The following is a 25,046-nucleotide window of genomic DNA, read 5'->3' as shown; positions in this document are numbered from 1 at the left end:
CAGTGGGTGTTGCGGTGGCGGGTGTGCGGCTGGGCAGTGCCGGAGTGCCGGTGGCAGTGGGTGTTGCGGTGGCGGGTGTGCGGCTGGGCAGTGCCGGAGTGCCGGTGGCAGTGGGTGTTGCGGTGGCGGGTGTGCGGCTGGGCAGTGCCGGAGTGCCGGTGGCAGCGGGTGTTGCGGTGGCAGGTGTGCGGCCGGGCAGTGCCGGACCGCCGGTCGCAGCCCGTGCTGCGGTGGCAGGTGTGCGGCTGGGCAGTGCCGGACCGCCGGTGCCAGCGCGTGCCGCGGTGGCAGGTGCGCGGCCGGAAGGCATCGTGTCGCGGCTCATCGCCAGTCCTCCAGCACGATGCCGTGCCGGTGCAGCACCTCGGTGAGCAGTGGCGCGGCCTCGGCCACCGGCGTGTCGGCGGGCACCGCCTGGTCGACGTCCCGGAAGAAGCGGCCCATCTGCGCCCCCGGGCTGAACGCCAGGAACTTCACCGCCGGCGTGTGCACGGTGAACGTGTGCATCGCCCCGGCCGGCACCGTGATGGACGCGCCCGGCCCGAGGTCGTGGATCTCACCGTCGACGAGGACCGCCATCCGGCCGTGCAGCACGTAGTACGCCTTCGGCCACGGCGTCCCGTGCGGGGGCACCGCGGGCCCGCGCGGCGCGTCGACCTCGAACAGCTCGTAGGCGCCCGTGTGCTCGGCCCCGGCCTTCACGGTGATGATCGCGTCGGGCGAGTGCAGCTCCTGGCCCTCGCCCGCGGTGCTGGTGTGCGTTTTCATGCCGCCAGCCAACGACGCGCCACCCACCCGGGCCATCCCGGAAATGTGGGATACCCGCGGCCGCCGCCGCGGGCGCATACTGCCGGGCATGTGGGAGGGCCGGGCACACGGCGCCCGACGCGGCATCGCGGCACTCGCCGAGGCGGGCCTCGGTGTCGCGGACCTGCACGCGGCCGCCATCGAGGTGGTCGGCCGCGTCGTGCCCACCGACCTGACCTGCTGGGCCTCGCTCGACCCGCACACCGTCGTCATCAGCTCGATGACCAGCGGCGCCGCCCGCATCCCGGCGCACTTCGAGCCGGTGCTCGCCGCCTGCGAGTACGACGGCACCGAGCCGCACACGTTCGCCGAGCTCGCCCGGCGCCCGTCGCCGGTGGCGCGGCTGTCCGACCTGCCCCGCCGAGACCGCGAGCGCAGCAGCCGCGTCAACGACGTGTGGTGCCCGCTCGGACTGCACCACGAGCTGCGCGTGGTCTTCCGCGTCGACGGCGTGTGCTGGGGTGCGGCCGGGATGGTCCGCACGACCGACTTCACCGACCGCGAGGCCGAGTTCCTCACGGCCGTGGCGCCGGCACTGGCCTGCGCGACCCGCGTCGCCGCTCGCGCGGGCGGCGGTGGGCCCGAGCGGCCGGCGATCGTCGTGGTCACCGCGGACGGCGAGCCCCGCGCGGCCACCGCCGCCGCGCGGGCATGGCGCGACGAACTCGACGACATCGCCCCCGGCCGGTTCGCGGTCATGGTGCGGGCGGTGGTCAGCGGCGCCCGGGCTGCGCCGTCCGGCACGTTCGGCGCCCGCATCCGCGATTCACGGGGCGGGTGGATCCTGCTGCGCGCCGCCCGGCTCGTCTCCGACGACGACGAAACCGTCGTGACCCTGGAACGCGCGAGCGGCGACGTGCTGGTGGACCTGCTGTTCGCGGCCTACGGCTTCACCCCGCGCGAACGCGAGATCTGCCGCGAGGTGCTCACCGGCTTGTCCACTGTGGACATCGCGGACGCGCTCGGGATCTCGGCGCACACGGTGCAGGACCACCTCAAGGCCGTCTTCGTCAAGGCGGGCGTGCGGAGCAGGGGAGAGCTGGCGGCCCGCCTCAGGGGCTAGCGCAATCCGCAGATTGAGATATGCTATTCGGCTAGTGAAACCTACCGAAGTCGAGGTCTCATGATCGGTTCCGAGCGCAGCCCGGTCCTGTGCCCGGCGGAGAGCGTGACCACCGCGGTGAGCGAACTCGGCGAGTCGCCGCTGTGGGATCCGTCGGGCGTCCTGTACTGGGTCGACATCCCCGGTCTGCGGCTGCACAACGTCACGCCGTCCGGGTCGGGGGTGTCGGTCGGGCTGGACGTCCGGGTCAGCGCGGTCGAGCTCGGCCCCGGCGACGACCTGCTGGCGGTCACCGAACGCGGCCTGGCGTGGTTGGACCCGCGCTCGGGCCGGACGTCGCCGGTCATCGAGCTGCCGCTGGAGCCGGGCGCGCGCATGAACGACGCCGCGATCGACCCGCGCGGCCGGTGCTGGGCCGGTTCGGCCACGCACGACAACCGGCGGATCGGCGCGTTGTTCTGCGTCGCGGGGCGCAGTGTCGCGGTCGCGGTGCGGGGGCTGGGGATGTCGAACGGACTGGACTGGTCGCCCGACGGGCAGGTGCTGTACCACGTCGACACGGCGGCCGGGGAGATCGCGGCGTGGCGTTACCGCCCGGCCACCGGCGAGGTGTCGGGCCGCCGGGTGCTGCGGCACGTGTCGCCGCGGGTCGGGCTGCCGGACGGGCTGACGGTCGACGCGGAAGGCGGGTTGTGGGTGGCGATCTGGGGCGCCGGCCAGGTGTGGCGGCTGGACCCGGTGTCCGGGGAGCGCCTGATGACGGTCGACGTGCCGGCGGCGTGCCCGACGAGCTGCGTGTTCGGCGGGCCGGACCTGGACGTGCTGTACGTGACGAGCGCCCGCCAGGACGGCGACGGCGGTCTGCTGTACCGGGCGGAGGTGGGTGTGCGCGGCATACCGCCGCGCCGGTTCGTGGAGGGTTTCTGACGGAGGCGCCAGCGCGGAGACGGCGGTCGAGACGGGGCCGCCGCCCCCGCCGGGCTGCTCCGGGCCGGCGGCGCGGGCCGGCCCGGAGCAGCCCTGACGTGCCACTCGGGGTAAAGCCGGGCGATGGTCGCCCCGGGCGGCCCTTGACGTGCCACCTGTGGCGGAGGTGGGCAAACCGCCGGGCCGGAGCAGCAGCCTGTGGCGTGCCAGGGCCAGGCCGACCCGGCGGCGGCCCGTGGCGTGCCAGCCGTGGTGGGGCTGGGTGTTGGTCGGGCGGGGTCGCCTCGGGGGCGGCCGCTGGGGTGCCGCCCATGGTGGTGCGGGGCGCCCCGGGGCGGCCCTTGGTGTGCCGCCGCTCGTGGTCGAGCCGGGGTGGCGGGAGGAAGCGGCGCAGAATCAGCGGTCCAGGCAGGGCCGCTTCGGGTCGAAGGTCCAGCCCTCCACCAGGTACTGCATCGCCGCCGCGTCGTCGCGGGTGCCCAGGCCGTGGCGGCGGTACAGCTCGTGCGCCTGCTCCACCTGGTCCCAGTCCAGCTCCACCCCGAGCCCCGGCCGTTGCGGCACCTCGATCTCGCCGTCCTTGATGCGCAGCGGGTCCGTCGTCAGGCGCTGCCCGTCCTGCCAGATCCAGTGCGTGTCGATCGCCGTGATGTCGCCCGGCGCGGCCGCCGCCACGTGGGTGAACATCGCCAGGGACACGTCGAAGTGGTTGTTCGAGTGCGAACCCCACGTCAGGCCCCACGCGTCGCACAGCTGCGCCACCCGCACCGAGCCCGCCATCGTCCAGAAGTGCGGGTCCGCCAGCGGGATGTCCACCGCGTCCATCCGCACCGCGTGCCCCAGCTGCCGCCAGTCCGTGGCGATCATGTTCGTCGCGGTGCGCAGGCCCGTCGCGCGCCGGAACTCCGCCATCGTCTCCCGGCCCGAGTAGCCGCCCTCCGCGCCGCACGGGTCCTCGGCGTAGGACAGCACGTCCCGCAGCGACCGGCCGACCCGGATCGCGTCCGCGAGCAGCCACCCGCCGTTGGGGTCCAGCGTGATCCGCGCCTCCGGGAACCGCTCGGCGAGCGCCCGCACCGCCTCCGCCTCCTCCTCGGCGGGCAGCACCCCGCCCTTCAGCTTGAAGTCCCGGAACCCGTACCGCGCCTGCGCCGCCTCCGCCAGCCGCACCACGGCCTCCGGCGTCAGCGCCTCCTCGTCCCGCACCTGGAACCACCCGTCACCGGACCCACCGCGGTACGGCAGGTCGGTCCGCGTCCGGTCGCCCACGTAGAACAGGTAACCCAGCACCGGCACCCGGTCCCGCTGCCGCCCCTCGCCCAGCAGGTCCACCACCGGCACCTCCAGGTGCTGCCCGAGCAGGTCCAGCAGCGCGGCCTCCAGCGCCGTCACCGCGTGGATCGTCACGCGCAGGTCGAACGTCTGCGCGCCGCGGCCGCCGGCGTCGCGGTCGGCGAACCGGCGCCGCACCTCGCCCAGCACCGCGTGGTGGTGGCTCACCGGCCGCCCCACCACCAGCGGCACGCAATCCTCCAAAGTGGACCGGATGCGCTCGCCGCCGGGTACCTCGCCGACCCCGGTGCGGCCCGCGGAATCGGTGAGCACCACCAGGTTCCGGGTGAAGAACGGCGCGTGCGCGCCGCTGAGGTTGAGCAGCATGCTGTCCTGGCCCGCGACGGGCACCACCCGCATCGCGGTCACCACGGGAACGGTCATCTCGAAGCCTTCCTAGTCGCGCGAGAGCTCGCCGTCGATCCTGCGCCACACGCCTTCCGGGTTGCCGTCCCGCAACACCGGGGGCAGCAGCGCGGCCGGCACGTCCTGGTAGGCCACTGGGCGCAGGAACCGCTCGATCGCGAGCGAACCGACCGAGGTGGTGCGGGAGTCGGAGGTCGCCGGGAACGGCCCGCCGTGCACCATCGCGTGCCCGACCTCGACACCGGTGGGCCAGCTGTTGAACAGGATCCGCCCGGCCTTGCGTTCCAGCACCGGCAGCAACTCGGCGGCCAGCGGCTCGTCGGACTCCACGGCGTGCACGGTCGCCGTCAACTGCCCCTCCAGCGTCCGCAGCACGCCGAGCAGCTCGGCCTGGTCGGCGCACCGCACCACCAGCGAGGTCGCGCCGAACACCTCCTCCTGCAGCTCGGCCGTGAACCGCGACCCGTCCACGGTCAGCAGCGCCGCGCCACCGCAGGCGGCCGACGAGCCCGCCTCGCCGCGCGCCAGCTCGACGACACCGGGACGGCCGGCCAACCGGTCCCGGGCGCTGGCGTACGCACCGGCGATGCCGAGCGTCAGCATCGTCCCGCCCGCGTCGCCCCGCACGGCCTCGGCCGCCGCGGTGACGAACTCGTCCAGCCCAGGCCCCTCGACCGCCAGGACCAGACCGGGGTTGGTGCAGAACTGGCCCGCGCCCAGCGTCAGCGACCCGACGAACGCCGTGCCCAGCTCGGCACCGCGCGAAGCCAGCGCACCCGGCAGCAGCACCACCGGGTTCACGCTGCTCATCTCCGCGTACACCGGGATCGGCTGCGGCCGTGAGGCCGCCGCGGCGACCAGCGCCAGCCCCGCGCCCCGCGATCCGGTGAAGCCGACCGCCTGGATCCGCGGATCGGTCACCAGCATCGTGCCCAGCTCCGGCCCGTCGCCGACGAGCAGCGAGAACACGCCTTCGGGCAGCCCGCACGCCACCACCGCCGCCCGGACCGCGGACGCGACCAGCTCCGACGTGCCGAGGTGCGCGTCGTGCGCCTTGACCACCACCGGGCAGCCCGCGGCCAGCGCGGAGGCCGTGTCGCCACCGGCGACGGAGAACGCCAGCGGGAAGTTGCTCGCGCCGAACACCGCGACCGGTCCGAGCGGCACCCGCCGCTGCCGGATGTCCGCGCGCGGCAGGGGAGTGCGGTCCGGCTGGGCCGGGTCGATGCGCGCGCCGTGCCAGCTGCCCTCGCGCAGCGTCGCGGCGAACAGCCGCAGCTGCCCCGTGGTGCGCGCGACCTCGCCGGTCAGCCGCGCCTGCGGCAGGCCCGACTCGAGCACCGCCCGGTCGGCGATCGGTTCAGCGAGTGCGGTGATCTCGTCCGCGATCCGCTCCAGGAACGCCGCCCGCGTCGCCGAGCCGGTGGCGCGGTAGACGTCGAACGCGTCCTCGGCCAGCGCCGCCGCCCGCGCGACCTCCGCCGCGCCGCCGTAGCGGTAGCCGGGCGCCAGCTCCTCGCCGGTGCGCGGGTCGCGGGAGAACACCTCCTTGCCGGAGCCGCTCACCCGTGCCGCGCCGATGAACATCTCGCCGGTCAGCATCAGGCCACCGCCCCCATCGGCTCGATCAGCGCGATCAACTCGGTCAGGGTGGCCAGCTCGTCCGGCGCGAGGTCGGTCAGCGGCGGGCGGACCGGGCCTGCCGGGTGGCCGGTCGCGGTCATGCCCGCCTTGACGATGCTCACCGCGTACCCGGCCTTCCGGTTGCGGATCTCGACGTAGGGCAGGACGAACTCCTTCAGCATGCGCCGCACGTCGTCGCGCCGCTCGGCGCGCACCGCCGCGTAGAAGGCGAGCGCGAACTCCGGCACGAAGTTGAAGATCGCCGACGAGTAGGTCGTGACTCCCAGCTCCAGGTAGGGCAGCGCGAACGTCTCGGCGGTGGGCAGCCCGCCGATGTAGGTGAGCCGGTCGCCGAGCCGCGCGTGGATCTTCGTGATGGCCTCGACGTCGCCCACGCCGTCCTTGTAGCCGACCAGGTTCGGGCAGCTCTCCGCCAGGTCGGCCACGGTCTCCGCGGTGTACTTCGCGTTGGCCCGGCTGTAGACGATCACACCGAGCGAGGTGGCCGCGCAGACCGCGCGCACGTGCGCGGCGAGGCCGTCCTGGGGCGCCTCGGTGAGGTAGGGCGGGAACAGCAGGAGGCCGTCCGCGCCGGCCCGCTCGGCGGCGCGGGCGAACTCGACCGCGGCCGCGGTGCTCTGCCCGGCCGGGGCGACGATCGGCGTGTCCTCCGGGGCGCTCGCCACCGCGGCCCGCACCACACGGTCCACTTCGGACGGGGTGAGCGAGAAGAACTCCCCGGTCCCGCCCGCCGCGAACAGCCCGGCCACTTCGTACTTGCCCAGCCGGGCGATGTTGTCGCGGTAGGCGGGCTCGTCGAAGTTCAGCTCGCGGTCGAAGTGCGTGACCGGGAACGACAGCAGGCCTGAGCCCAGCCGCCGGGCGAGCTCGGTCGGGGTGAACGTCATGACTTGTCTCCAGCGGTTTCTCGGAGGGTTACCGGGGGCGCCACGACGCGGTCGCGGCGCAGGAACAGCACGAGGACGGCGGCGGCCAGGCACGCGGCGGCCAGGGCGTACAGGCCCCAGGTCACCTCGCCGGTCGCCTCCTTGATCAGGCCGAAGCCGTAGGGCGCGACGAACCCGCCGAGGTTGCCGAGCGAGTTGATGATCGCCACCGCGGACGCCAGCGCCAGCGGGTGCACGCTGCCCTGCGGGATGGTCCAGAACAGCGGGCTGGCGCTCTTGAAGCCCATCGCCGCGACGCACAGGAACACCAGCGCGAGCACGGGGGACACCACCGCCGCGAGGTAGGTGCCCGCCGCGGCGACGACGAGCGCGCCGACCAGCAGCGGCTTGCTGCGGCCCAGCCGGTCCGAGGCGCGCCCGGTGAAGTACATCGCGACCACCGCGCAGATCCACGGCAGCGACGACAGCAGTCCGACGGTGATGTCGTTGGTGCCCTCGATGCGGCGGACGATGTTCGGCAGCCAGAACGTGTTCGCGTAGATGGACAGCTGGATCGCGAAGTAGATCACGCAGAAGACCAGGATCTGCGGCTGCACCAGCAGGCGCCAGCGCGACACCCGGCCGGTGGCGGTGGACCGGCGCGCCTCGTCCTCCTGCTCGATGGCCGCGGCCAGTGCGTGCTGCTCCGGCCCGGTCAGCCACTTCGCGTCGGTGATCCGGCTGTCCAGCCGGGTGTAGGCGATCAGGCCTACCACGACCGACAGCAGGCCCTCCAGCCCGAACAGCCACTGCCAGCCCGCCGCGCCGAGGAAGCCGTGCAGCGACAACAGCGGCCCGGACAACGGACCGGACAACGCGGCGGCGATCGACGAGCCCGCCACGAACAACGCGGTGGCCCGGCCGCGGTGCGACGAGGGCAGCCAGCGGGAGAAGAAGTAGATGATGGCGGGGAAGAACCCGGCTTCGGCGGCGCCGAGCAGGAAGCGCAGCACGTAGAACGACGCCGGCCCCTGGACGAACGCCATCGCGGCGGACACCAGGCCCCAGCTGACCATGATCCGGGTCAGCCAGATCTTCGGCCCGTAGCGCTCCATCAGCATGTTGCTGGGCAGTTCGAAGATCGCGTAGGCGATGAAGAACAGGCCGGCGCCGAGGCCGTAGGCGGCCGCGCCGATGCCGACGTCGGCTTCGAGGTGCTCCTGGGCGTACCCGATGTTCGAGCGGTTGAGCTGGTTGCAGATCAGCATCACGACGAACAGCGGGACCACGCGGCGGAAGACCTTGCCGACCGCGGTGTCCAGCCGACCGCTGGCGGGGAGGGAGGACATCGGTGACCTCTCGGGGGAACGGGGGTGTCCGGCTCCCCGACGGTAGGTGCCCGCAGCGATACCAGTCCAACACCGTTCTTGCATCCGGTGATACCTTCCCGGCATGGAGTTCTCGTTCGGCCAGCTCGAGGGCTTCGTCGCCGTCGCCGAGGAGCGTCATTTCGGCCGCGCCGCCGAGCGCCTGTCCATGACCCAGCCCCCGCTGAGCCGCCAGATCCAGAAGCTGGAGCGGGCGGTCGGCGCGCAGCTGCTGGACCGGGACAGCCGCGGTGTGCGGCTCACCGCCGCCGGGGAGGCGTTCCTGGTCGACGCGCGGCGGCTGCTCGCGCTCGCCGGGCGCGCCCCCGACCTGGCACGGCGCATCGCCGCGGGCCGGGCGGGCTCGATCCGCATCGGCTTCACCGGGGCCTCGGCCTTCGGGGTGCTCGGCCGCGTGCTCAACACGATCGCGGGGCAGCTGCCGGACCTGCGCGTGGAACTGTCCGAAATGGTCACCGGGGAACAGGTCGCCGCACTGGCCAACGGCGAGATCGACCTCGGGCTGGCGCGCCCGCCGTTCGACACCGCGACCTTCGCCTCGCGCCCGCTGCACCGCGAACGGCTCGTGCTGTGCGTGCCGGCCCGGCACCGGCTGGCCGGCGCCGGGCCGGTGCCCGCAGCCGAACTCGCCAGCGAGCCGCTGATCATGCACTCGCCGGTCAAGGCGCGGTACTTCTACGACCTGATCGTCCGGTTGATTCCGGTCGCGCACCGCAACGTCGTCCACGAGGTCAGCCAGATCCAGACGATGATCTGGCTCGTCGCGGCCGGGCGCGGCATCGCGTTCGTGCCGGAATCGGCCACCCGCATGCAGATCGAGGGGGTGGCGTGGGCCGAGATCGACGGCCTCCCGGACCAGCCCGTCGAGCTGAACCTGTTGTGGTCGCGCGAATCGACGAACCCGGCGCTGAGCACCGTGCTGGCGGTGCTGGAGTGAGCGATACCGTCCGGGTATCGCGCCATGTCCAAACAGTCTTGGACGGGCATCAGTGAGCCGCCCTAACCTCCTGACACGCTCCAACGCAGGAGGACGACGATGTCGGAAACCGAGACGGCGCCGGCGGTGGCGAGCACCGCGACCGGACGCCGCCGCATTCCCACCAGGTACCTGGTTCTCACCCTGATCTTCATCATCACCGCGATCAACTACGCCGACCGCAGCAGCCTGTCGATCACCGGCAGCAGCATCTCGGCCGAGCTCGGCTTCAGCACGGTCCAGCTCGGCTACATCTTCTCCGCCTTCAGCTGGGCGTACGTGCTCGGGCAGCTGCCCGGCGGCGTGCTGCTGGACCGCTTCGGCGCACGCCGGATCTACGCGCTCAGCCTCGCGCTGTGGACGGTCGTGACCGCCGCCATCAGCCTGGTCGGCCTGATCACCACGCCGGTGCTGGTCGCGGTCACCATCGTGTTCGCGCTCCGGCTGCTGCTGGGTGTGTTCGAGTCGCCGGCGTTCCCGGCGAACGCGCGCGTGGCGACCACCTGGTTCCCGACCGCCGAACGCGGACGGGCCACCGCGGTGTTCAACTCCGCGCAGTACTTCGCGACCGCGTTGTTCGCCCCGGTGATGGGGTGGATCACGCACGAGTTCGGCTGGCGCTGGGTGTTCGTCATGCTCGGCGTGCTCGGGCTGACGCTCGCCGTGGTGTGGTCGCGCTGGATGGACTCGCCGCGCCACCACCGCCGCGTGACCGCGGCCGAACTGGACACCATGACCACCGGCGGCGCGCTGGTTGACCTCGACGACGCGCGCACCCGGGCCGAACAACGCGCACCGCTGGACCGGCGCACGATCGCGAAGATCTTCTCCACGCGGCCGCTGTGGGGCGTCTACATCTCGCAGTACGCGGTCAACGCGCTCACCTACTTCTTCATCACGTGGTTCCCGGTCTACCTGGTCGAGGGGCGGGGGCTGTCGTTGCTGGAGGTCGGTTTCGTGGCCGCGCTGCCGGCGCTGTGCGGGTTCGCCGGCGGACTGGCGGGCGGCTTCGTCTCGGACGCCCTGCTGCGCCGCGGGGCCTCGCTCACCGCGGCGCGCAAGATCCCGTCCGTGACCGGGATGGCGCTGGCCACCAGCATCGCCCTGTGCAGCCTGACCGACAGCAGCGCGCTGATCGTCGCGATCATGACGCTGGCTTTCTTCGGCAAGGGGCTCGGCGCGCTCGGCTGGGCGATCACCACCGACATCGCGCCGCCGCAGGCGACCAGCTTCGTCGGCTCCACGATGAACGCCTTCGGCAACGCGGCGGGCATCGTCACGCCGATCGTCATCGGCTACACCGTGCAGGCCACCGGTTCGTTCGACACCGCGCTGTGGTTCGTCGCCGCGCACGGTGTCCTCGCCCTCATCGGGTTCGCCGTGATGGGCAAGATCAAGCGCATCGAGTTCGACACCAGGGAGCAGACCGCATGAGCGCCACCCTCGACCGCGTCAGCCGCGTCCGGATCTCGTCCGTGACGCTGCCGCTGGCGACCCCGATCAGCGACGCGAAGGTCCTCACCGGGCGGCAGAAGCCGATGACCGAGGTGGCGATGCTGTTCGCCGAGATCACCACCGAGAACGGTCTGGAGGGCGTCGGGTTCAGCTATTCGAAGCGGGCGGGCGGCCCCGGCCAGTTCGCGCACGCCCGTGAGATCGCGCCGGTGCTGCTCGGCGAGGATCCCAGTGACATCGCCAAGATCTGGGACAAGCTGGTGTGGGCGGGCGCGTCGGTCGGGCGCAGTGGTCTGTCCGTGCAGGCGATCGCGGCGTTCGACGTCGCGCTCTGGGATCTCAAGGCCAAGCGGGCCGGTCTGCCGCTGGCGAAACTGCTCGGCGCGCACCGGGATTCGGTGCGCTGCTACAACACCTCCGGCGGGTTCCTGCACGCGCCGATCGAGGAGGTCGTCGAGCGCGCCGCCGAGTCGGTCGATCGGGGCATCGGCGGCATCAAGATCAAGGTGGGCCACCCGTCGCACGAGGTCGACCTGGCCAGGGTGACGGCGGTGCGCGAGAAGATCGGCGACGTCCCGCTGATGGTCGACGCCAACCAGCAGTGGGACCGCGCGGCGGCGCGGCGCATGTGCCGCGCGCTGGAGCCGCTGGACCTGGTGTGGATCGAGGAACCGCTGGACGCCTACGACTTCGAGGGGCACGCGCAGTTGTCGGCGGCGTTCGACACCCCGATCGCGACCGGCGAGATGCTCGCGAGCGCGGGGGAGCACGCCGAGCTGATCCGGGCCCGCGGCGCGGACATCGTGCAGCCGGACGCGCCGCGCGTCGGCGGCATCACCCAGTTCCTCAAGGTCATGGCGCTGGCGGACCACGCGCACCTCGGGCTGGCGCCGCACTTCGCGATGGAGGTCCACATCCACCTGGCGGCCGCCTACCCGCGCGAGCCGTGGGTCGAGCACTTCGAATGGCTGGACCCGCTGTTCGACGAGCACCTGGAGATCTCCGGCGGGCGCATGCACCTCTCCGGCCGCCCCGGGCTGGGCGTGACGATCAGCGAGCAGGCCCGCGCGTGGACGGTGGCGCGCGACGAGGTTCGCGTCTAGCGGGCCGGCTCCGTCGCCCAGGCGGTCACCGTGATCTCGCCCGTCGTGCCCAGGTCCGTTTCCACCGGCAGCTGTCGCGGCGCTTCGCCGGGCTTCGACGCCACGGTGAGCGCCGAACCGGTCACGACCTCGCCGTCGGTCACCGTGTTCGCCCAGGACACCACCGTCACCAGGGACTTCCCGGGCGCCAGCGCGAAGGTTCCCGGCCCGGGGTCGATCGCCATGTACGACGAGCCGCGCTCCACCCGGACGTCCAGCACCTCGCCCTCCGGGCCGAGGACCTGGACGTCCGGGTAGCCGGACACGGCACGCTCCGCCGTGCCGCAGTTCGTCAGCGTCAGCACGACGGCCCGGTGCCCGAGCGCCGGCTCCACCGGCCCGCTCTCGTAACGGGCGCAGTCCGCGGGCGGCGCGGGTGGGGGCGGCGACGGCGACGAGCACGCCGCCACCCCGAACAGCAGAACGGGCACCACGAACCGGAATCCCCCCATGCGGGGCAGGTTACCGCTCGAACGCGCCGATCGGTCCGGCGAGCCCGGCCTTCACGCCGCGGCTCAGCTCGTCGCCCAGAACCTCCTCCTGACCGCTCTCCACGGCGTCCAGCACCTGCCGCGCGAGGTCCTCCGGCGCCACCTTCGGCCCGTCGACGTGCGCGGCCATGTCGGTGTCCATGTACCCGACGTGCACCCCGACCACCAGCGTGCCCTGCCCGCGCAGTTCCCAGCGGGCGGAGTTCGTGAACGACCACGCGGCCGCCTTCGCCGCGCTGTAGTCCGCGGCCGCCGGCAGCGCCACCCAGGACAGCACCGACAGCACGTTGACCAGCGCGCCGCCGCCGTTGCCGCCGAGGACCGGCGCGAACGCGCGCGAGACGTGGACCGGGCCGAAGAAGTTGGTCTCCAGCACCTTCCGGGCCGCGTCCAGGTCCGGCGCGGTCAGCAGTGAGCCGTTGCTGCCGACCCCCGCGTTGTTGATCACCAGCGTGGCGTCGCCCGCGAGCTCCGCCGCCGCCGCGACCGACGCGGGGTCGGTGACGTCGAGCCGGACCGGCGTCAGCCGCGGATCGGTGATGCTCTCCGGGTTTCGGGCCGCCGCGTAGACGGTCTTCGCGCCGCGGTCGAGGAGAGCGGTCGTGAGCACGCGGCCGAGACCGCGGTTGGCGCCCGTCACGAGCGCGATCGAACCGGCGATTTCCACTGTCCTCAAATCCTTTCGATGATGGTCGCGTTGGCCGTGCCGCCGGCCTCGCACATGGTCTGCAGGCCGAACCGGCCGCCGGTGCGCTCCAGCACCCCGAGCAGGGTGGTGGCCAGCCGCGCGCCGCTCGCGCCCAGCGGGTGCCCGATCGCGATCGCGCCGCCGTCGACGTTGACCTTCGCCGGATCCGCGCCGGTTTCGGCGAGCCAGGCGAGCACGACCGAGGAGAACGCCTCGTTGACCTCGAACGCGTCGATGTCCGAAACAGACAGTCCGGCGCGCGCGAGCACCTTCGCGGTGGCCGGGATGATGCCGGTCAGCATGTAGATCGGGTCGTCGCCGGTGACCGTCGCGGTGTGGATCCGCGCCCGCGGCCGCCACCCGCGTTGCCGCGCGATCTCGCTGGTGGTGAGCACGAGCGCGGCCGCGCCGTCGTTGACCGGGCTGGAGTTGCCCGCGGTGACCTTCCAGTCGATCTCGCCGAACCGCGCGGTCCAGTGCTCGTGCGCGAACGCCGGGCGCAACCCGGCCAGCACCTCCAGGCTGGTCCCGGGCCGGATGGTCTCGTCGACGTCCAGCTGCGTGACCGTGCCGTCGGCGGCGGTGACCTTCAGCGGCGCGACCTGGCCCGCGAAGTGGCCGTCGCGCCACGCGGCGGCCGCCCGCTCGTGGCTGGTGACCGCGAACTCGTCCAGCTGCGTGCGGGACAGGTTCCACTTGCGGGCGATCAGCTCGGCCGCCACGCCCTGCGGGATGAGCCCGCCGGGGTAGCGCTTCTCGACCGATGGGCCCCACACGTCGGCCCGCACGCCGTCGACGTTGGCCGAGCTGCCGATCGGCACGTGGCTCATCGACTCGACACCGGAGGCGAGGACGATGTCGTAGGCGCCCGCGACGATTCCCTGCGCGGCGAAGCTGAGCGCCTGCTGGCTGCTGCCGCACTGGCGGTCGACGGTGACGCCGGCGACCGATTCGGGGAAGCCCGCGGCCAGCGCCGCGAACCGGGTGGTGTTCCCGCTCTGCTCGCCGACCTGGCCGACGGCGCCGCCGATGACGTCGTCCACTTCGGACGGATCGAGTCCCGGCACGCGTTCCACGGCGCTGCGCAGCACGTGGGCGTGCAGCTCGACGGGGTGCACCGCGGCGTAGGCGCCGGTCGGCTTGCCCTTGGCGACGGGGGTGCGGACGGCCTCGACGATGACGGCGTCCCTCATGGTGTGCTCCCTTCTGCGGACCGATCGGTCCCGGACCGGTCGGTCCGAGCATGCGCCGCTGATCACAGGCCTGTCAACGGCGCACGGACCGATCGGTCCGTTATCCTCGACACATGGCACGCACGGCAGCACCGGGAACGCGGGAGCGGATCCTCGACGTGGCGACCGCGCTCTTCTACACCGAGGGGATCCGCGCGGTCGGGATGAGCCGGATCATCGGCGAGGTCGGCTGCGGGAAGAACCTGCTCTACGCGCACTTCCCCAGCAAGACCGACCTGGTCGCGGCCTACCTCGGCCGGTTCCGGGAGTGGCGGGACCGCGCGGAGGCCGCGGCGCTGCGCGACGCGGGCGACGACCCGGCCGACCGGCTGGTGGCCCTGGTCGCGGAGGTCGCCGGGCGGATGCGGCGGCCGGACTTCCGCGGCTGCCCGTTCCGCAACCTGCTCACCGAGTTCCCGGCCGGTGACGAGCAGCCGGAGCGGATGGCGCGCGAGTACCTGGAGCAGACGCGCGAGCTGGTCGGCCGCCTGGCGCGGGAGACCGGCGTGGCCGATGCGGAGGGCCTGGCGGACCGGGTGTGGCTGATCATCGACGGGCTGTACGCGAGCGGGTTCCGGGAGCGGGCCGCCGACATCGCGCCGGAGATGGTGCGGGAGGCCATCGCGGCGGCCCGGTGAGGGCCGGAAGTCCCCGCCGCCGGTGACCATGGCCCGCTGTCGTGGCGGGCGCGCTCGCCTAGCGTCGGTTCCGGACCGACCTGGTGGAGGAACTGATGGACAGCAACGCGATCGTCGTCGGCGTGGACGGCTCGGACGAGGCGGACCGGGCGCTGCGCTGGGCGGCGCGCACGGCCGCGCGGCGCCACGAGCCGCTGCACATCGTGCACGGGTTCGCGCCGATGGCCGGCTTCTACGGCGCTGGGCTGCCGGTGCTGCACGAGGCCTACGAAGCGTTCGTGAAGGCGGCCGACGACCTGCTCGCCGCCGCCGTGCGCACCGCGCGGGAGATCGGCGGGCCCGAGCTGACGATCACCGCCGGGAAGCTGCAGGAAGCGGGTCCGGTCGCGTTGATCGAGGCGTCCCGCACGGCCCGCACGGTGGTGCTGGGCTGTTCCGGCACCGGCGGTTTCACCGGGATGGTGGTGGGCTCGACGACCGTCGAGGTCGCCGCGCACGCCCGCTGCCCGGTGGTGGTGGTCCGGGGCCGGGACGAGGCGACGGGGCCGGTGGTGGCGGGCGTCGACGGCAGCGCCACCAGCGAGCGCGCGCTCGCGACGGCGTTCGAGGAGGCGTCCTGGCGCGGTGTGCCGCTGGTCGCGGTGCACGTGTGGGCCGACGCCGACGTCGCGGGGCATCCGGGCACGGTGCCGTTCCTGGTCGACTGGCCCGAGATCGAGCAGGACGCGCAGCGGCTGCTGGCCGAGCAGCTGGCGGGGTGGCAGGAGAAGTACCCGGACGTGGTCGTGGAGCGGGTCGTCGCGCGGGACCGGCCGCGGCACCAGCTGCTCAGCTGGAGCACGCGGGCGCAGCTGGTCGTGGTCGGCAGCCGCGGCCGGGGCGGGTTCCGCGGCCTGCTGCTGGGATCGACCAGCCAGGCGCTCGTCCACCACGCGCAGTGCCCGGTGATGATCGTGCGCCCGGACGCCGTATAACGACTTATATCCGGCGGCTCAGGAGCGCGTCGTCCGGACGGTCGAGGTCGGGCCGATGACGATCGGCGGCCTCGTGTCCTCAGTGGACGGGGTGTAGGTGCTCAGCGGCGGGCGGGGGTGCGGTTCCATCGCCCGCTGCCGGGCCACCTCGTCGCTGTCGGTTTCGCGGGTGGTCACCGCCGAGCGGGTGCGGCTCGTCGTGGTGCGGGTGCGCGTGGTGCTCACGGTGCTCGTTGCGGACGGCGCCGGGGTGACCTCCACGACGGGCGCGACCACGGTCGCCGGCGGCGGTGGGGCGACGGTCGTGGCGGCCGGGCGCGCCTCGGCGGGCGCGGGCGGCGCGGGAGCGGGTGACGCGAGCGAAACCGTCACGATCCCGGCGGCGCCGGTCGCGAGCGTGAGGACGGCGAGCGCCGGGCGCGGCCAGGATCTGCGGGACATCGAACCTCTTCCGGGTGATCGGGAGGAAACGTATCACCCGGACGGGGTTCAGCTCGCCGACACCAGGTTCGCCAGCCGGTCCAGCGACTCGTCCAGCCGCCGCTCGACGTCGTCGGCGGCGCTGCCGCCGTGGGCGGCCGGCTGGTCGCCGTGGAAGGACAGGTGCAGCGTGGCGTAGCTGGAGCCGCCCTCGGCCGAGGACACCTGCAGCCAGCCGCTGTAGTCGGCGCTGCCGCGGCGGCCCCACTCCAGCCGCAGCTGCTCGCGGCGCGCGCCCAGCACGCCGGGCGCCTCGTACTCGCCTGCCGGGTCGTGCACGTCGACGTCCACGCCCTCGGGCTCGGCCGGGTGGACGGTGATCACGCCGGGCAGCCACTCGTCGAGCCGGTTCACGTCGGCGGCCACGGTGAACACCCGCTCGGCCGGGGCCGGCATGGCGCGTTCGCGTTCGAACTCGGTCATGCCCCGCGGGCTACCCGCCGCGGCCGCGTGTACACCCAGCGGCCGTCCACGCGGGTGAACTCGCTGTCCTCGTGCAGCGAGCCGGGCCCGTCCGGGGTGCGGTAGTGGGCGCGGAACTCGACGGTGCCGTCGGTGTGGAACGGACTGCCGCCGGTCGTGGCCAGCACGTCCAGCCGTGTCCAGCGCTGGTCCGGGTCGAGCCGGATCGTGGGCGGGCGGGTGTCCGGGTGCCAGCTGGCGAGCAGGTAGTCGACGTCCCCGACGGCGAACGCGCTGAACCGCGAGCGCATCAGCCGTTCGGCGGTCGGCGCCGCGGACTCGCCGCGGTGCAGGGGCGCGCAGCAGTTGTCGTACGTCTCACCGGACCCGCAGGGACACCTCATGCCCCCGATTGTCCGCACCGGCCGCGGCCCCCGGGAAGGCGCCGCCCGGTCGCGGCAACCGCGCTCACCGGCGCGTCGCGCCCGAGCCCGTCACCCTCAGTCCGCTGGAGGCGCGGCCGGCGGCGCAGTCAGCGCCGAACGGCCTGTTCACCGGGCTCGGCGGTTCCTGTCCGAGGCGCTGCTGCTGGCCGCGCTCGGCGGGCTGGTCGCCGCCGTCCTGATCGGCGCGCTGGCCGGCCTGCTCCCGGCGATCCGCGCCGCCCGGATGGCGCCGACGGAGGCCTTGCGATCCATCTGACCTTGACGCCGTCGGCCCGCTCTTGCTATCCCTATATCAGAACTACTGATATAGGGAGCGATGGATGAGCACAGCGGTCGGCAACGGGCGGGTCCGGACGGAGCCGTGGGGCGAGACGGTTCTGGTGGAGTTCGACGAAGGCATCGCCTGGGTCACGCTCAACCGGCCGGACAAGCGCAACGCCATGAACCCCGCCCTGAACGACGAGATGGTGCGGGTGCTGGACCACCTGGAGGGCGACGACCGCTGCCGGGTGCTGGTGCTGACCGGCGCGGGCGAGTCGTTCTCCGCGGGCATGGACCTCAAGGAGTACTTCCGCGAGGTCGACGCCACCGGCAGCACCGCCGTGCAGATCAAGGTGCGGCGGGCCAGCGCGGAGTGGCAGTGGAAGCGGCTGGCGAACTGGAGCAAGCCGACGATCGCGATGGTCAACGGCTGGTGCTTCGGCGGCGCGTTCACCCCGCTGGTGGCCTGCGACCTGGCCTTCGCCGACGAGGACGCGCAGTTCGGGCTGTCCGAGGTCAACTGGGGCATCCCGCCGGGCGGCGTGGTCAGCCGGGCGCTGGCGGCGACCGTGCCGCAGCGCGACGCGCTGTACTACATCATGACCGGTGAGCCCTTCGACGGCCGTCGCGCGGCGGAGATGCGCCTGGTCAACGAGGCGCTGCCCGCCGACCGGCTGCGGGAGCGCACCCGCGAGGTGGCGCTGAAGCTCGCGTCGATGAACCAGGTGGTCCTGCACGCGGCCAAGACCGGGTACAAGATCGCCCAGGAGATGCCCTGGGAGCAGGCCGAGGACTACCTCTACGCCAAGCTCGACCAGTCGCAGTTCGCCGACAAGGCGGGCGCCCGCGCCAAGGGGCTGACCCAGTTCCTCGACCAGAAGTCCTACCGGCCCGGCCTGAGCGCCTTCGACCCGGAGAAGTAGTGCGCAACCAGGGTCTGGGCTCCTGGCCGGTGCGCCGCGCCAGGATGAGCCCGCACGCGACAGCCGTCCGGCACGGCGGGACGGCGCTGACCTACGCCGAGCTGTCCCGCCGCGTCGCGCGGCTCGCCAACGGGCTGCGGGCCGCCGGGGTCCGCCCCGGCGACCGGGTGGCCTACCTCGGGCCGAACCACCCGGCCTACCTGGAGACCCTGTTCGCGTGCGGGCAGGCCGGCGCGGTGTTCGTGCCGCTGAACTTCCGGCTGGGCGTCCCGGAACTGGACCACGCGCTGGCCGACTCCGGCGCGTCGGTCCTGATCCACACCCCGGAGCACGCGGAGACGGTCGCGGCGCTCGCCGCCGACCGGCTGCTGCGCGTGCCCGCGGGCGAGCTGGACGTCGCGGACGACGAGCCGCCCGACCTGCCCGTCGGCCTCGACGACGTGTGCCTGCTGATGTACACCTCGGGCAGCACCGGACGCCCCAAGGGCGCGATGCTCACCCACGGCAACCTCACCTGGAACTGCGTCAACGTCCTGGTGGAGACCGATCTGGCGAGCGACGAGCGGGCACTGGTCGCCGCGCCGCTGTTCCACGCCGCCGCGCTCGGCATGGTGTGCCTGCCCACCCTGCTCAAGGGCGGCACGGTGATCCTGCACTCCGCGTTCGACCCCGGCGCCGTGCTGTCCGCGGTGGAACAGGAGGGGGTCACGCTCGTGTTCGGCGTGCCCACGATGTACCAGGCGATCGCCGCGCACCCGCGGTGGCACAGCGCCGACCTGTCCAGCCTGCGGACCCTGCTGTGCGGCGGGGCGCCGGTGCCCGCCGACCTCGCCGGCCGCTACCTCGACCGCGGGCTCGCGTTCGTGCAGGGCTACGGCATGACCGAGGCCGCGCCGGGCGTGCTGGTCCTCGACCGCGCGCACGTCGCGGAGAAGATCGGCTCCGCCGGGGTGCCCTCGTTCTTCACCGACGTGCGGCTGGCCGGCCCGTCCGGCGAGCCGGTGCCGCCGGGGGAGAAGGGCGAGATCGTGGTCAGCGGGCCGAACGTGATGAAGGGCTACTGGGGCAGGCCGGAGGCGACCGCCGAGGTGCTGCGCGACGGGTGGTTCCACTCCGGCGACGTGGCCACCGTGGACGGCGACGGGTACTTCCACGTCGTCGACCGGCTCAAGGACATGATCATCTCCGGCGGGGAGAACATCTACCCGGCCGAGGTGGAGAACGAGCTGTACGGCTACCCGGGTGTGGAGGCGTGCGCCGTGATCGGCGTGCCGGACCCGCGCTGGGGCGAGGTGGGCAAGGCGGTCGTCGTGCCCGCCGACGGGAGCCGCATCGACGGCGACGAGCTGCTGGCCTGGCTGCGCACCCGGCTGGCCGGGTACAAGGTGCCCAAGTCGGTCGAGTTCACCGACCGGCTGCCCACGACCGGCTCCGGCAAGATCCTCAAGGGCGAGGTCCGCCGCCGCTTCGGCTGACCCCCGCATCCGGCGCGGCCTCCTGCTCGGGCGGCCGCGACGGCAGGTGGCGGCTACGCTGGCGGCAGTGGACATCCGGACGAGGAACGCGGTGACCGTGGCCGGGCGGCCGGGCGGGCAGCCGATGGTGTTCGCCCACGGGTTCGGCTGCGACCAGGCCATGTGGCGGCTGGTCACGCCCGCCTTCGAACCGGACTACCAGCTGGTGCTGTTCGACTACGTCGGCGCCGGCGGCTCCGACCTGGGCGCCTGGCGGCCCGAGCGCTACGCCACGCTCGACGGCTACGCCGACGACGTGCTGGAGATCTGCGCCGAGCTGGACCTCGAAGACGTGGTGTTCGTCGGGCACTCGGTCAGCTCGATGATCGGCGTGCTGGCCGCCGCGCGGGAGCCGTCGCGGTTCGCCGGGCTGGTCATGGTGTGCCCATCGCCGTGCTACCTCGACGACGACGGCTACACCGGCGGCTTCACCCGGCCCGACATCGACGAGCTGCTCGACTCGCTGGACAGCAACTACCTGGGCTGGTCGGCGGCGATGGCGCCGGTCATCATGGGCAACCCGGACCGGCCCCACCTCGGCGCCGAGCTGACCAACAGCTTCTGCCGCACCGACCCGCGCATCGCCCGCGAGTTCGCGCGCGTCACGTTCCTGTCCGACAACCGGGACGACCTCGCGAAGGTGCAGGTGCCCAGCCTCGTCCTGCAGAGCCGCCACGACGCGATCGCGCCGGTGCCGGTCGGCGAGTACGTGCACGAGCAGCTGCCGGACAGCGAACTGGTCGTGCTGGAGGTCAACGGGCACTGCCCGCACCTGAGCGACCCGGACCTGACCACGGCCGCCATCGGGGCGTTCCTGGCCGGCCGCGGCACGCGGTGACGGAGCCGGAGGTGCTGCCCGGGGCCGCCGCCGACGACCTGTGGGACAACGCGCCCTGCGGATACCTCTCGACCCGGCCCGACGGGACGATCGTGCGGGTCAACGCGACCCTGCTCAACTGGCTCGGTTACGGGGCCGAGGAGCTGGCCGGCCGCCGGTTCAGCGACCTGCTCACCGCGGGCGGGCGGCTCTACCACGAGACGCACTACGCGCCGCTGCTGCGGATGCAGTCCGAGGTGCGGGAGATCGCGCTGGACCTGGTCGCCGCCGACGGCACACGGCTGCCGGTGCTGGTCAACTCGACGCTGCGCGCGGGGCCGGACGGGGTCACCGGCATCCGCACCACGGTGTTCGACGCCCGGGACCGGCGCGCCTACGAGCGCGAGCTGCTGCGCACGCGGGAGGAGGCCGACCGGGAGCGCGAGCGGCTGGCCCGGTTGTCCCGGACGCTCCAGGAGACCTTGCTGCCGCCGGGTTTGCCCGAAGTGCCCGGGTTGCGCGCCGCCGGGTACTACCGGGCGGCGCCGACGGAGATGATCGGCGGCGACTTCTACGACCTGTTCCCGCTGAGCCCGGGACGGTGGGCGTTCTTCATCGGCGACGTGTGCGGCAAGGGCGCCGAGGCGGCCGTGCTCACCTCGCTCGCGCGCTACACGCTGCGGGCGGCCGCGGTGCAGGAGCCCGACCCCGGCTCGGTGCTGCGCACGCTCAACGCGGTGCTGCTGCAGGACTACCGCGCTCCCGAGGGCCGCTTCTGCACCGTCCTGTTCGGACTGATCGAGCCGGACGGCGACGGGTTCCGGGTGGAACTGGCCGCCGGCGGCCACCCGCCCGCGCTGCACATCACGGCGGACGGCGCGGTGCACCCGATGGACACGCCGGGCGGCCGGCTGCTCGGGGTGTTCCCGGACGCGTGCGTGACGACCGCGGGCACCCGCCTCGGGCCGGGCGACGCGTTGTTTCTCTACACCGACGGGCTGATCGAGGCCAGGGACCCACGGGGCGCGCTCGTCGGCGAGGGGCGGCTGGCGAGCGCGGCGTCGGGCTTCGCGGGCCTGGACGCGGACGCGATCGTCGACCGCCTCGGACGGCTGCTCTCGGACCTCGACCAGGGGGTCACCGACGACACCGCCGCGCTGGTGCTCACGGTGCCGCGCTGAGCCGGGATTCCGGGCCATCGAGGCCACTCGTGACACTCCGCTGACCAGGTGAACACTGTTCTAGACGGGTGGTCGCTTCCGGTGTCCGGCCGAACGGCCGCTTGCGCACTGCTCCTGATTGTCTATTGTGGACATTGTCGGAGAAGTGACGTGGATCGCATCCGGTAAGCGTTTTCCCAGCTCGCGCCCGGTCGGATCGCTTGCCGTGGCGGCGGTTGCGCGCGCACCGGGCGCGAAAACCGTGCCGTGGCAGCGAACCAGGGGAGCGGCGGGCGTCCGGTGACTGACCGTGCGGCCAAGATCACTCCTCCAGCGGTACGTCTCGCTGGAAAGATGACGTTATGTTGGTCGACGGTCTGTCCCCCGCCTAGTCGAGCAGTTGCTCGCCAGACCGTCGGAGTGAGTGTGAACGTCGCCCCTGTGACCCTATTCGACCATGCCCGGAGACAGCTCGGAGAACTCTGCAGGGTGGCAGGCTTTCCCGGCGGCGGCAGCGATGCCGTCGACGTGCTGCGGGAGCTCCTCGGTGCGGCCGGCCGCCGCCCGCTGACCGAGCCGCCGCTGTGGCCTTCCGACGTCGCGGACGACGCGACCCCCGTGGAGTTCTCCGTCGCGTTCGACGAGAGCGGCGACCGCGCGGTGCGGATCCTCGGCGAGACCATAGCGGAAAACCCCGGCCCCGCAGCGAACATCGAAGCGGCGAAGCGCTTTCTCACCCACATGGCGCAACGGTTCGATCTTCGGCTGGACCGGTTCGCCGCGGTCGAGGACCTGTTCCTCGTCGACCGGCCACAGGGGAAGTTCACGCTGTGGTTCTCGGTGATCCTGCGGCCCGGCCGGGCGCCCGCGCTGAAGGTCTACTTCAACCCGCAGGTGCGCGGGCAGGGCGCGGCGCCCGGGCTCGTCGCCGAAGGCCTGCGGCGCCTCGGGTTGAGCGACGCGTACGACACGGTCGCCGAGCACGCGCTGCGGCGTGGCGCCGCCGACCAGTTCTCGTTCTTCGCGCTCGATCTCGACGACGGGCCGCTGTCCCGGGTCAAGCTGTACATCTCGCACGACTCGGCGGACTCGGCCACGGTGGAACGAGCGGCCGGAGCCGTGGAGGGCGTGGACCCGTTGACGGTGCGCGATTTCCTGGCGACCGCGGGCGGCGGCCCCGGCCCGTACGCCGGACGGCCGCTGATCTCCAGTTACTCCTTCGTGGAGGCAGGCGCGGGCCGTCCCGGCAACTACAGCCTCTACTTGCCGATCCGCGACTACGTCCCGGACGACGCCGTGGCGCGTGAGCACGTGCTCGCCCACTTCGCGCGGTCCGGGTTGCCGTCCGCGGAGCTGGACCGGGCGATCGCCGCGGTGACGAGCCGCCCCGCGGGCGCCGGTGTGGGCCTCATCGCGCACGTTTCCCTGCGTCTCGGCCGGTTCGGGTCGGGGACGACGGTATATCTTTCGTCCGAGGCCTACGCCGTGCAGGCGCCGCGCGGGCGCGTCAGCGCCTCGGCCACGTTCTGATCTGGGAGGAAGAAGCCAGCATGAAGTCGTTCCCGCCGTACCGGGTCCAGGTTGTCAAGGCGATACCGATCACGACCCGGGAGGAGCGGGAGGAAGCGCTTGCCCGCGCCGGCTACAACATGTTCGACCTGCCCGCGAACATGGTGACGATCGACCTGCTGACCGACTCCGGCACGGGCGCGGTGTCCGCCGCGCAGGAGGCCGGCGCCGCGGCGGCCGACCGTTCCTACGCCGGTTCGGACTCGTGGTTCCGGTTCAAGTCGGCGCTGGAGGACCTGACGTCGTTCCCGCACCTGTTCCCGGTGCACCAGGGCCGGGCGGCGGAGCGGATCCTGTTCTCCACCGCGTTGAAGCCGGGGCAGATCTCGCTGTCCAACACGCACTTCGACACCACGCGGGCGAACGTGGAGCTGGCCGGCGCCGAAGCGCGGGACCTGCCGTGCCCGGAAGCGGCCGACCTGGACAGCCGGGATCCGTTCAAGGGCAACATCGACCTCGGTGCGCTCGAGGAGACGCTGTCCGGTCCGGACGGTTCCCGGGTCGGGCAGGTGCTGATCACGATCACCAACAACGGCGGCGGCGGGCAGCCGGTGTCGATGGCGAACCTGAAGGCCGTGCGCGCGTTGTGCGACCGGTTCGGGGTCCCGTTCTTCCTCGACGCGGCGCGGTTCGCGGAGAACTCATGGCTGATCACCCAGCGCGAGGACGGTTACGCGGGCAAGACGCCGAAGGAGGTCGCGCAGGAGACGTTCGCGCTCGCCGACGGTTTCGTCGCCAGCCTGAAGAAGGACGCGATCTCGCCGATGGGCGCGGCGATCGGCGTGCGCGACGAGCAGCTGGCCAAGCAGTGCGAGGCGATCCTCATCGCCACCGAGGGTTTCCGCACGTACGGCGGCCTGGGCGGGCACGACCTGGAGCGCGTCGCGCAAGGCCTGCAGGAGGTCGTGGACCCGGACTACCTGCGGAACCGGGCCGAGGAGACCGCGCACTTCGCGCGGCTGATCAACGAGGCCGGTGTGGACATCGTCCAGCCGGCGGGGGTGCACGGCCTGTACCTGAACGCCGGGCGGCTGCTGCAGCACATGCCGCCGCACGGCTTCCCCGGGCACGCGCTGGCGTGCGAACTGTACCTGGCGGGCGGCATCCGGTGCGCCGAACTGGGGTCGCTGTACCTGGGCACCTTCGACGACGAGCACAACCTGATCACCCCGGCGCCGTTCGAGCTGGTGCGACTGGCCATTCCGCGGCGGACGTACACGCTGGCGCACCTGGAGTACGTGGCCGACGTGCTGGCGTCGATCGCGAAGAACCCCGAGTCGGTGCCGGAGTACCGGGTCACGCATGCGCCGCAGCTGTTGCGGCACTTCAACCTGAAGCTTCGGCAGGTGCCCCGGGCGGTTTCCTAGGCGCGCGCACGCGGTTTCCTGTCCGCAGGCCGGCAACGAAACGGGACAACCCCACGGACCATCCCCCTCCCGCAACCCGATCCCCAGCCAAATCGGTTGCCGAGCCACCGGGTCAAGG

General features: G+C 72.9%; 25 protein-coding genes. 14 read left to right on the top strand and 11 right to left on the bottom strand.

Translation table 11 applies throughout. From position 1 onward, the window contains the following. Window positions 1-321: 321 nt before the first annotated feature. On the bottom strand, window positions 322-768 hold the full coding sequence (locus L2C96_RS39325) for a cupin domain-containing protein (protein WP_237339719.1): 447 nt from the start codon (window positions 766-768) through the stop codon (window positions 322-324). An 88-nt stretch (window positions 769-856) separates the two neighbouring features. Here L2C96_RS39325 and L2C96_RS39320 point away from each other — a divergent pair, with 88 nt between their 5' ends. Beyond that, window positions 857-1,870 carry a helix-turn-helix transcriptional regulator gene (locus L2C96_RS39320; RefSeq protein ID WP_237339718.1) on the top strand — a complete coding sequence of 338 codons (1,014 nt, stop codon included), beginning with the start codon at window positions 857-859 and terminating at the stop codon, window positions 1,868-1,870. A gap of 60 nt (window positions 1,871-1,930) precedes the next feature. Continuing rightward, window positions 1,931-2,797: an SMP-30/gluconolactonase/LRE family protein gene (locus L2C96_RS39315; RefSeq protein ID WP_237339717.1), complete on the top strand. Its 867-nt coding sequence runs from the start codon at window positions 1,931-1,933 to the stop codon at window positions 2,795-2,797. A gap of 396 nt (window positions 2,798-3,193) precedes the next feature. Here L2C96_RS39315 and gudD read toward each other — a convergent pair whose 3' ends face one another. The 4 genes from gudD to L2C96_RS39295 are packed head-to-tail and all read right to left on the bottom strand — an operon-like array spanning window position 3,194 to window position 8,354. Beyond that, the gene (gudD, locus tag L2C96_RS39310; protein ID WP_237339716.1) at window positions 3,194-4,513 is read right to left on the bottom strand and encodes a glucarate dehydratase; all 1,320 of its coding nucleotides are present in this window, start codon (window positions 4,511-4,513) and stop codon (window positions 3,194-3,196) included. Window positions 4,514-4,525: 12 nt separating this feature from the next. Beyond that, on the bottom strand, window positions 4,526-6,097 hold the full coding sequence (locus L2C96_RS39305) for an aldehyde dehydrogenase (NADP(+)) (RefSeq protein WP_237339715.1): 1,572 nt from the start codon (window positions 6,095-6,097) through the stop codon (window positions 4,526-4,528). Then, a complete protein-coding gene (kdgD, locus tag L2C96_RS39300) occupies window positions 6,097-7,026 on the bottom strand; it encodes a 5-dehydro-4-deoxyglucarate dehydratase (RefSeq protein WP_237339714.1) in 930 nt (309 codons plus the stop codon). Before kdgD ends, L2C96_RS39305 begins: the two co-directional genes overlap by 1 nt. Further along, window positions 7,023-8,354 (bottom strand): MFS transporter, encoded by a 1,332-nt coding sequence (locus tag L2C96_RS39295; protein ID WP_237339713.1) that lies wholly within the window; start codon window positions 8,352-8,354, stop codon window positions 7,023-7,025. The genes kdgD and L2C96_RS39295 overlap by 4 nt, the downstream gene beginning before the upstream one ends. Window positions 8,355-8,457: 103 nt before the next feature. On the opposite strand from L2C96_RS39295, the gene L2C96_RS39290 reads away from it, so the two are divergent. From L2C96_RS39290 to L2C96_RS39280, 3 genes are all read left to right on the top strand, one after another. Then, on the top strand, window positions 8,458-9,330 hold the full coding sequence (locus L2C96_RS39290; protein ID WP_237339712.1) for a LysR family transcriptional regulator: 873 nt from the start codon (window positions 8,458-8,460) through the stop codon (window positions 9,328-9,330). Window positions 9,331-9,429: 99 nt separating this feature from the next. Continuing rightward, window positions 9,430-10,803 carry an MFS transporter gene (locus tag L2C96_RS39285; RefSeq protein WP_237339711.1) on the top strand — a complete coding sequence of 458 codons (1,374 nt, stop codon included), beginning with the start codon at window positions 9,430-9,432 and terminating at the stop codon, window positions 10,801-10,803. Continuing rightward, the gene (locus L2C96_RS39280) at window positions 10,800-11,927 is read left to right on the top strand and encodes an L-talarate/galactarate dehydratase (protein ID WP_237339710.1); all 1,128 of its coding nucleotides are present in this window, start codon (window positions 10,800-10,802) and stop codon (window positions 11,925-11,927) included. The genes L2C96_RS39285 and L2C96_RS39280 overlap by 4 nt, the downstream gene beginning before the upstream one ends. On the opposite strand, the gene L2C96_RS39275 is transcribed toward L2C96_RS39280, so the two are convergent. The 3 genes from L2C96_RS39275 to L2C96_RS39265 are packed head-to-tail and all read right to left on the bottom strand — an operon-like array spanning window position 11,924 to window position 14,338. Further along, a complete protein-coding gene (locus L2C96_RS39275) occupies window positions 11,924-12,418 on the bottom strand; it encodes a DUF4232 domain-containing protein (protein ID WP_237339709.1) in 495 nt (164 codons plus the stop codon). The two genes, L2C96_RS39280 and L2C96_RS39275, sit on opposite strands and share 4 nt — an antisense overlap. A gap of 10 nt (window positions 12,419-12,428) precedes the next feature. Then, on the bottom strand, window positions 12,429-13,124 hold the full coding sequence (locus tag L2C96_RS39270; protein WP_237339708.1) for an SDR family oxidoreductase: 696 nt from the start codon (window positions 13,122-13,124) through the stop codon (window positions 12,429-12,431). A 5-nt stretch (window positions 13,125-13,129) separates the two neighbouring features. Then, window positions 13,130-14,338 (bottom strand): thiolase family protein, encoded by a 1,209-nt coding sequence (locus L2C96_RS39265; RefSeq protein ID WP_020422611.1) that lies wholly within the window; start codon window positions 14,336-14,338, stop codon window positions 13,130-13,132. A gap of 113 nt (window positions 14,339-14,451) precedes the next feature. Between L2C96_RS39265 and L2C96_RS39260 the strand changes: the two genes are divergently transcribed. Together L2C96_RS39260 and L2C96_RS39255 are read left to right on the top strand one after the other, a co-directional pair. Next, window positions 14,452-15,015 carry a TetR/AcrR family transcriptional regulator gene (locus L2C96_RS39260; protein WP_237339707.1) on the top strand — a complete coding sequence of 188 codons (564 nt, stop codon included), beginning with the start codon at window positions 14,452-14,454 and terminating at the stop codon, window positions 15,013-15,015. 95 nt (window positions 15,016-15,110) lie between these two features. After that, complete coding sequence (locus tag L2C96_RS39255) at window positions 15,111-15,989, top strand: universal stress protein (protein ID WP_237339706.1); 879 nt, start codon at window positions 15,111-15,113, stop codon at window positions 15,987-15,989. An 18-nt stretch (window positions 15,990-16,007) separates the two neighbouring features. Here L2C96_RS39255 and L2C96_RS39250 read toward each other — a convergent pair whose 3' ends face one another. The 3 genes from L2C96_RS39250 to L2C96_RS39240 are packed head-to-tail and all read right to left on the bottom strand — an operon-like array spanning window position 16,008 to window position 17,275. After that, window positions 16,008-16,430 carry a hypothetical protein gene (locus L2C96_RS39250; RefSeq protein WP_237339705.1) on the bottom strand — a complete coding sequence of 141 codons (423 nt, stop codon included), beginning with the start codon at window positions 16,428-16,430 and terminating at the stop codon, window positions 16,008-16,010. Between the two features lie 48 nt (window positions 16,431-16,478). Next, a complete protein-coding gene (locus L2C96_RS39245) occupies window positions 16,479-16,892 on the bottom strand; it encodes an SRPBCC family protein (protein ID WP_020422607.1) in 414 nt (137 codons plus the stop codon). Continuing rightward, a complete protein-coding gene (locus tag L2C96_RS39240; RefSeq protein WP_237339704.1) occupies window positions 16,889-17,275 on the bottom strand; it encodes a YchJ family protein in 387 nt (128 codons plus the stop codon). Before L2C96_RS39240 ends, L2C96_RS39245 begins: the two co-directional genes overlap by 4 nt. Between L2C96_RS39240 and L2C96_RS39235 the strand changes: the two genes are divergently transcribed. From L2C96_RS39235 to L2C96_RS39205, 7 genes are all read left to right on the top strand, one after another. Next, on the top strand, window positions 17,274-17,573 hold the full coding sequence (locus L2C96_RS39235) for an ABC transporter permease (protein WP_237339703.1): 300 nt from the start codon (window positions 17,274-17,276) through the stop codon (window positions 17,571-17,573). The two genes, L2C96_RS39240 and L2C96_RS39235, sit on opposite strands and share 2 nt — an antisense overlap. A gap of 64 nt (window positions 17,574-17,637) precedes the next feature. Next, window positions 17,638-18,501 carry a p-hydroxycinnamoyl CoA hydratase/lyase gene (locus L2C96_RS39230; protein WP_237339702.1) on the top strand — a complete coding sequence of 288 codons (864 nt, stop codon included), beginning with the start codon at window positions 17,638-17,640 and terminating at the stop codon, window positions 18,499-18,501. Beyond that, window positions 18,501-19,976: a feruloyl-CoA synthase gene (gene fcs / locus L2C96_RS39225; RefSeq protein WP_237339701.1), complete on the top strand. Its 1,476-nt coding sequence runs from the start codon at window positions 18,501-18,503 to the stop codon at window positions 19,974-19,976. Before L2C96_RS39230 ends, fcs begins: the two co-directional genes overlap by 1 nt. Before the next feature lie 67 nt (window positions 19,977-20,043). Beyond that, window positions 20,044-20,853: an alpha/beta fold hydrolase gene (locus L2C96_RS39220; RefSeq protein WP_308191227.1), complete on the top strand. Its 810-nt coding sequence runs from the start codon at window positions 20,044-20,046 to the stop codon at window positions 20,851-20,853. Further along, window positions 20,850-22,013, top strand: coding sequence for a PP2C family protein-serine/threonine phosphatase (locus L2C96_RS39215; protein WP_237339700.1), 1,164 nt, complete (start codon window positions 20,850-20,852; stop codon window positions 22,011-22,013). The genes L2C96_RS39220 and L2C96_RS39215 overlap by 4 nt, the downstream gene beginning before the upstream one ends. Window positions 22,014-22,481: 468 nt before the next feature. Next, complete coding sequence (locus L2C96_RS39210; RefSeq protein ID WP_020422601.1) at window positions 22,482-23,522, top strand: tryptophan dimethylallyltransferase family protein; 1,041 nt, start codon at window positions 22,482-22,484, stop codon at window positions 23,520-23,522. 20 nt (window positions 23,523-23,542) lie between these two features. Continuing rightward, window positions 23,543-24,928: a tryptophanase gene (locus L2C96_RS39205; RefSeq protein ID WP_237339699.1), complete on the top strand. Its 1,386-nt coding sequence runs from the start codon at window positions 23,543-23,545 to the stop codon at window positions 24,926-24,928. Window positions 24,929-25,046 lie beyond the last annotated feature (118 nt).

Source organism: Amycolatopsis tucumanensis, from assembly GCF_021654135.1.
Classification (GTDB): Bacteria; Actinomycetota; Actinomycetes; order Mycobacteriales; family Pseudonocardiaceae; genus Amycolatopsis_E; species Amycolatopsis_E tucumanensis.
The sequence above is the reverse complement of the archived record's forward strand: the minus strand, read 5'-3'. Positions and strand labels throughout refer to the sequence as shown.

Coding starts and splice junctions, on each gene's coding strand:
- L2C96_RS39325 (WP_237339719.1), bottom strand. CDS start 768: ATGAAAACGCACACCAGCACCGCGGGCGAGGGCCAGGAGCTGCACTCG.
- L2C96_RS39320 (WP_237339718.1), top strand. CDS start 857: ATGTGGGAGGGCCGGGCACACGGCGCCCGACGCGGCATCGCGGCACTC.
- L2C96_RS39315 (WP_237339717.1), top strand. CDS start 1,931: ATGATCGGTTCCGAGCGCAGCCCGGTCCTGTGCCCGGCGGAGAGCGTG.
- gudD (WP_237339716.1), bottom strand. CDS start 4,513: ATGACCGTTCCCGTGGTGACCGCGATGCGGGTGGTGCCCGTCGCGGGC.
- L2C96_RS39305 (WP_237339715.1), bottom strand. CDS start 6,097: ATGCTGACCGGCGAGATGTTCATCGGCGCGGCACGGGTGAGCGGCTCC.
- kdgD (WP_237339714.1), bottom strand. CDS start 7,026: ATGACGTTCACCCCGACCGAGCTCGCCCGGCGGCTGGGCTCAGGCCTG.
- L2C96_RS39295 (WP_237339713.1), bottom strand. CDS start 8,354: ATGTCCTCCCTCCCCGCCAGCGGTCGGCTGGACACCGCGGTCGGCAAG.
- L2C96_RS39290 (WP_237339712.1), top strand. CDS start 8,458: ATGGAGTTCTCGTTCGGCCAGCTCGAGGGCTTCGTCGCCGTCGCCGAG.
- L2C96_RS39285 (WP_237339711.1), top strand. CDS start 9,430: ATGTCGGAAACCGAGACGGCGCCGGCGGTGGCGAGCACCGCGACCGGA.
- L2C96_RS39280 (WP_237339710.1), top strand. CDS start 10,800: ATGAGCGCCACCCTCGACCGCGTCAGCCGCGTCCGGATCTCGTCCGTG.
- L2C96_RS39275 (WP_237339709.1), bottom strand. CDS start 12,418: ATGGGGGGATTCCGGTTCGTGGTGCCCGTTCTGCTGTTCGGGGTGGCG.
- L2C96_RS39265 (WP_020422611.1), bottom strand. CDS start 14,338: ATGAGGGACGCCGTCATCGTCGAGGCCGTCCGCACCCCCGTCGCCAAG.
- L2C96_RS39260 (WP_237339707.1), top strand. CDS start 14,452: ATGGCACGCACGGCAGCACCGGGAACGCGGGAGCGGATCCTCGACGTG.
- L2C96_RS39255 (WP_237339706.1), top strand. CDS start 15,111: ATGGACAGCAACGCGATCGTCGTCGGCGTGGACGGCTCGGACGAGGCG.
- L2C96_RS39250 (WP_237339705.1), bottom strand. CDS start 16,430: ATGTCCCGCAGATCCTGGCCGCGCCCGGCGCTCGCCGTCCTCACGCTC.
- L2C96_RS39245 (WP_020422607.1), bottom strand. CDS start 16,892: ATGACCGAGTTCGAACGCGAACGCGCCATGCCGGCCCCGGCCGAGCGG.
- L2C96_RS39235 (WP_237339703.1), top strand. CDS start 17,274: ATGCCCCCGATTGTCCGCACCGGCCGCGGCCCCCGGGAAGGCGCCGCC.
- L2C96_RS39240 (WP_237339704.1), bottom strand. CDS start 17,275: ATGAGGTGTCCCTGCGGGTCCGGTGAGACGTACGACAACTGCTGCGCG.
- L2C96_RS39230 (WP_237339702.1), top strand. CDS start 17,638: ATGAGCACAGCGGTCGGCAACGGGCGGGTCCGGACGGAGCCGTGGGGC.
- L2C96_RS39205 (WP_237339699.1), top strand. CDS start 23,543: ATGAAGTCGTTCCCGCCGTACCGGGTCCAGGTTGTCAAGGCGATACCG.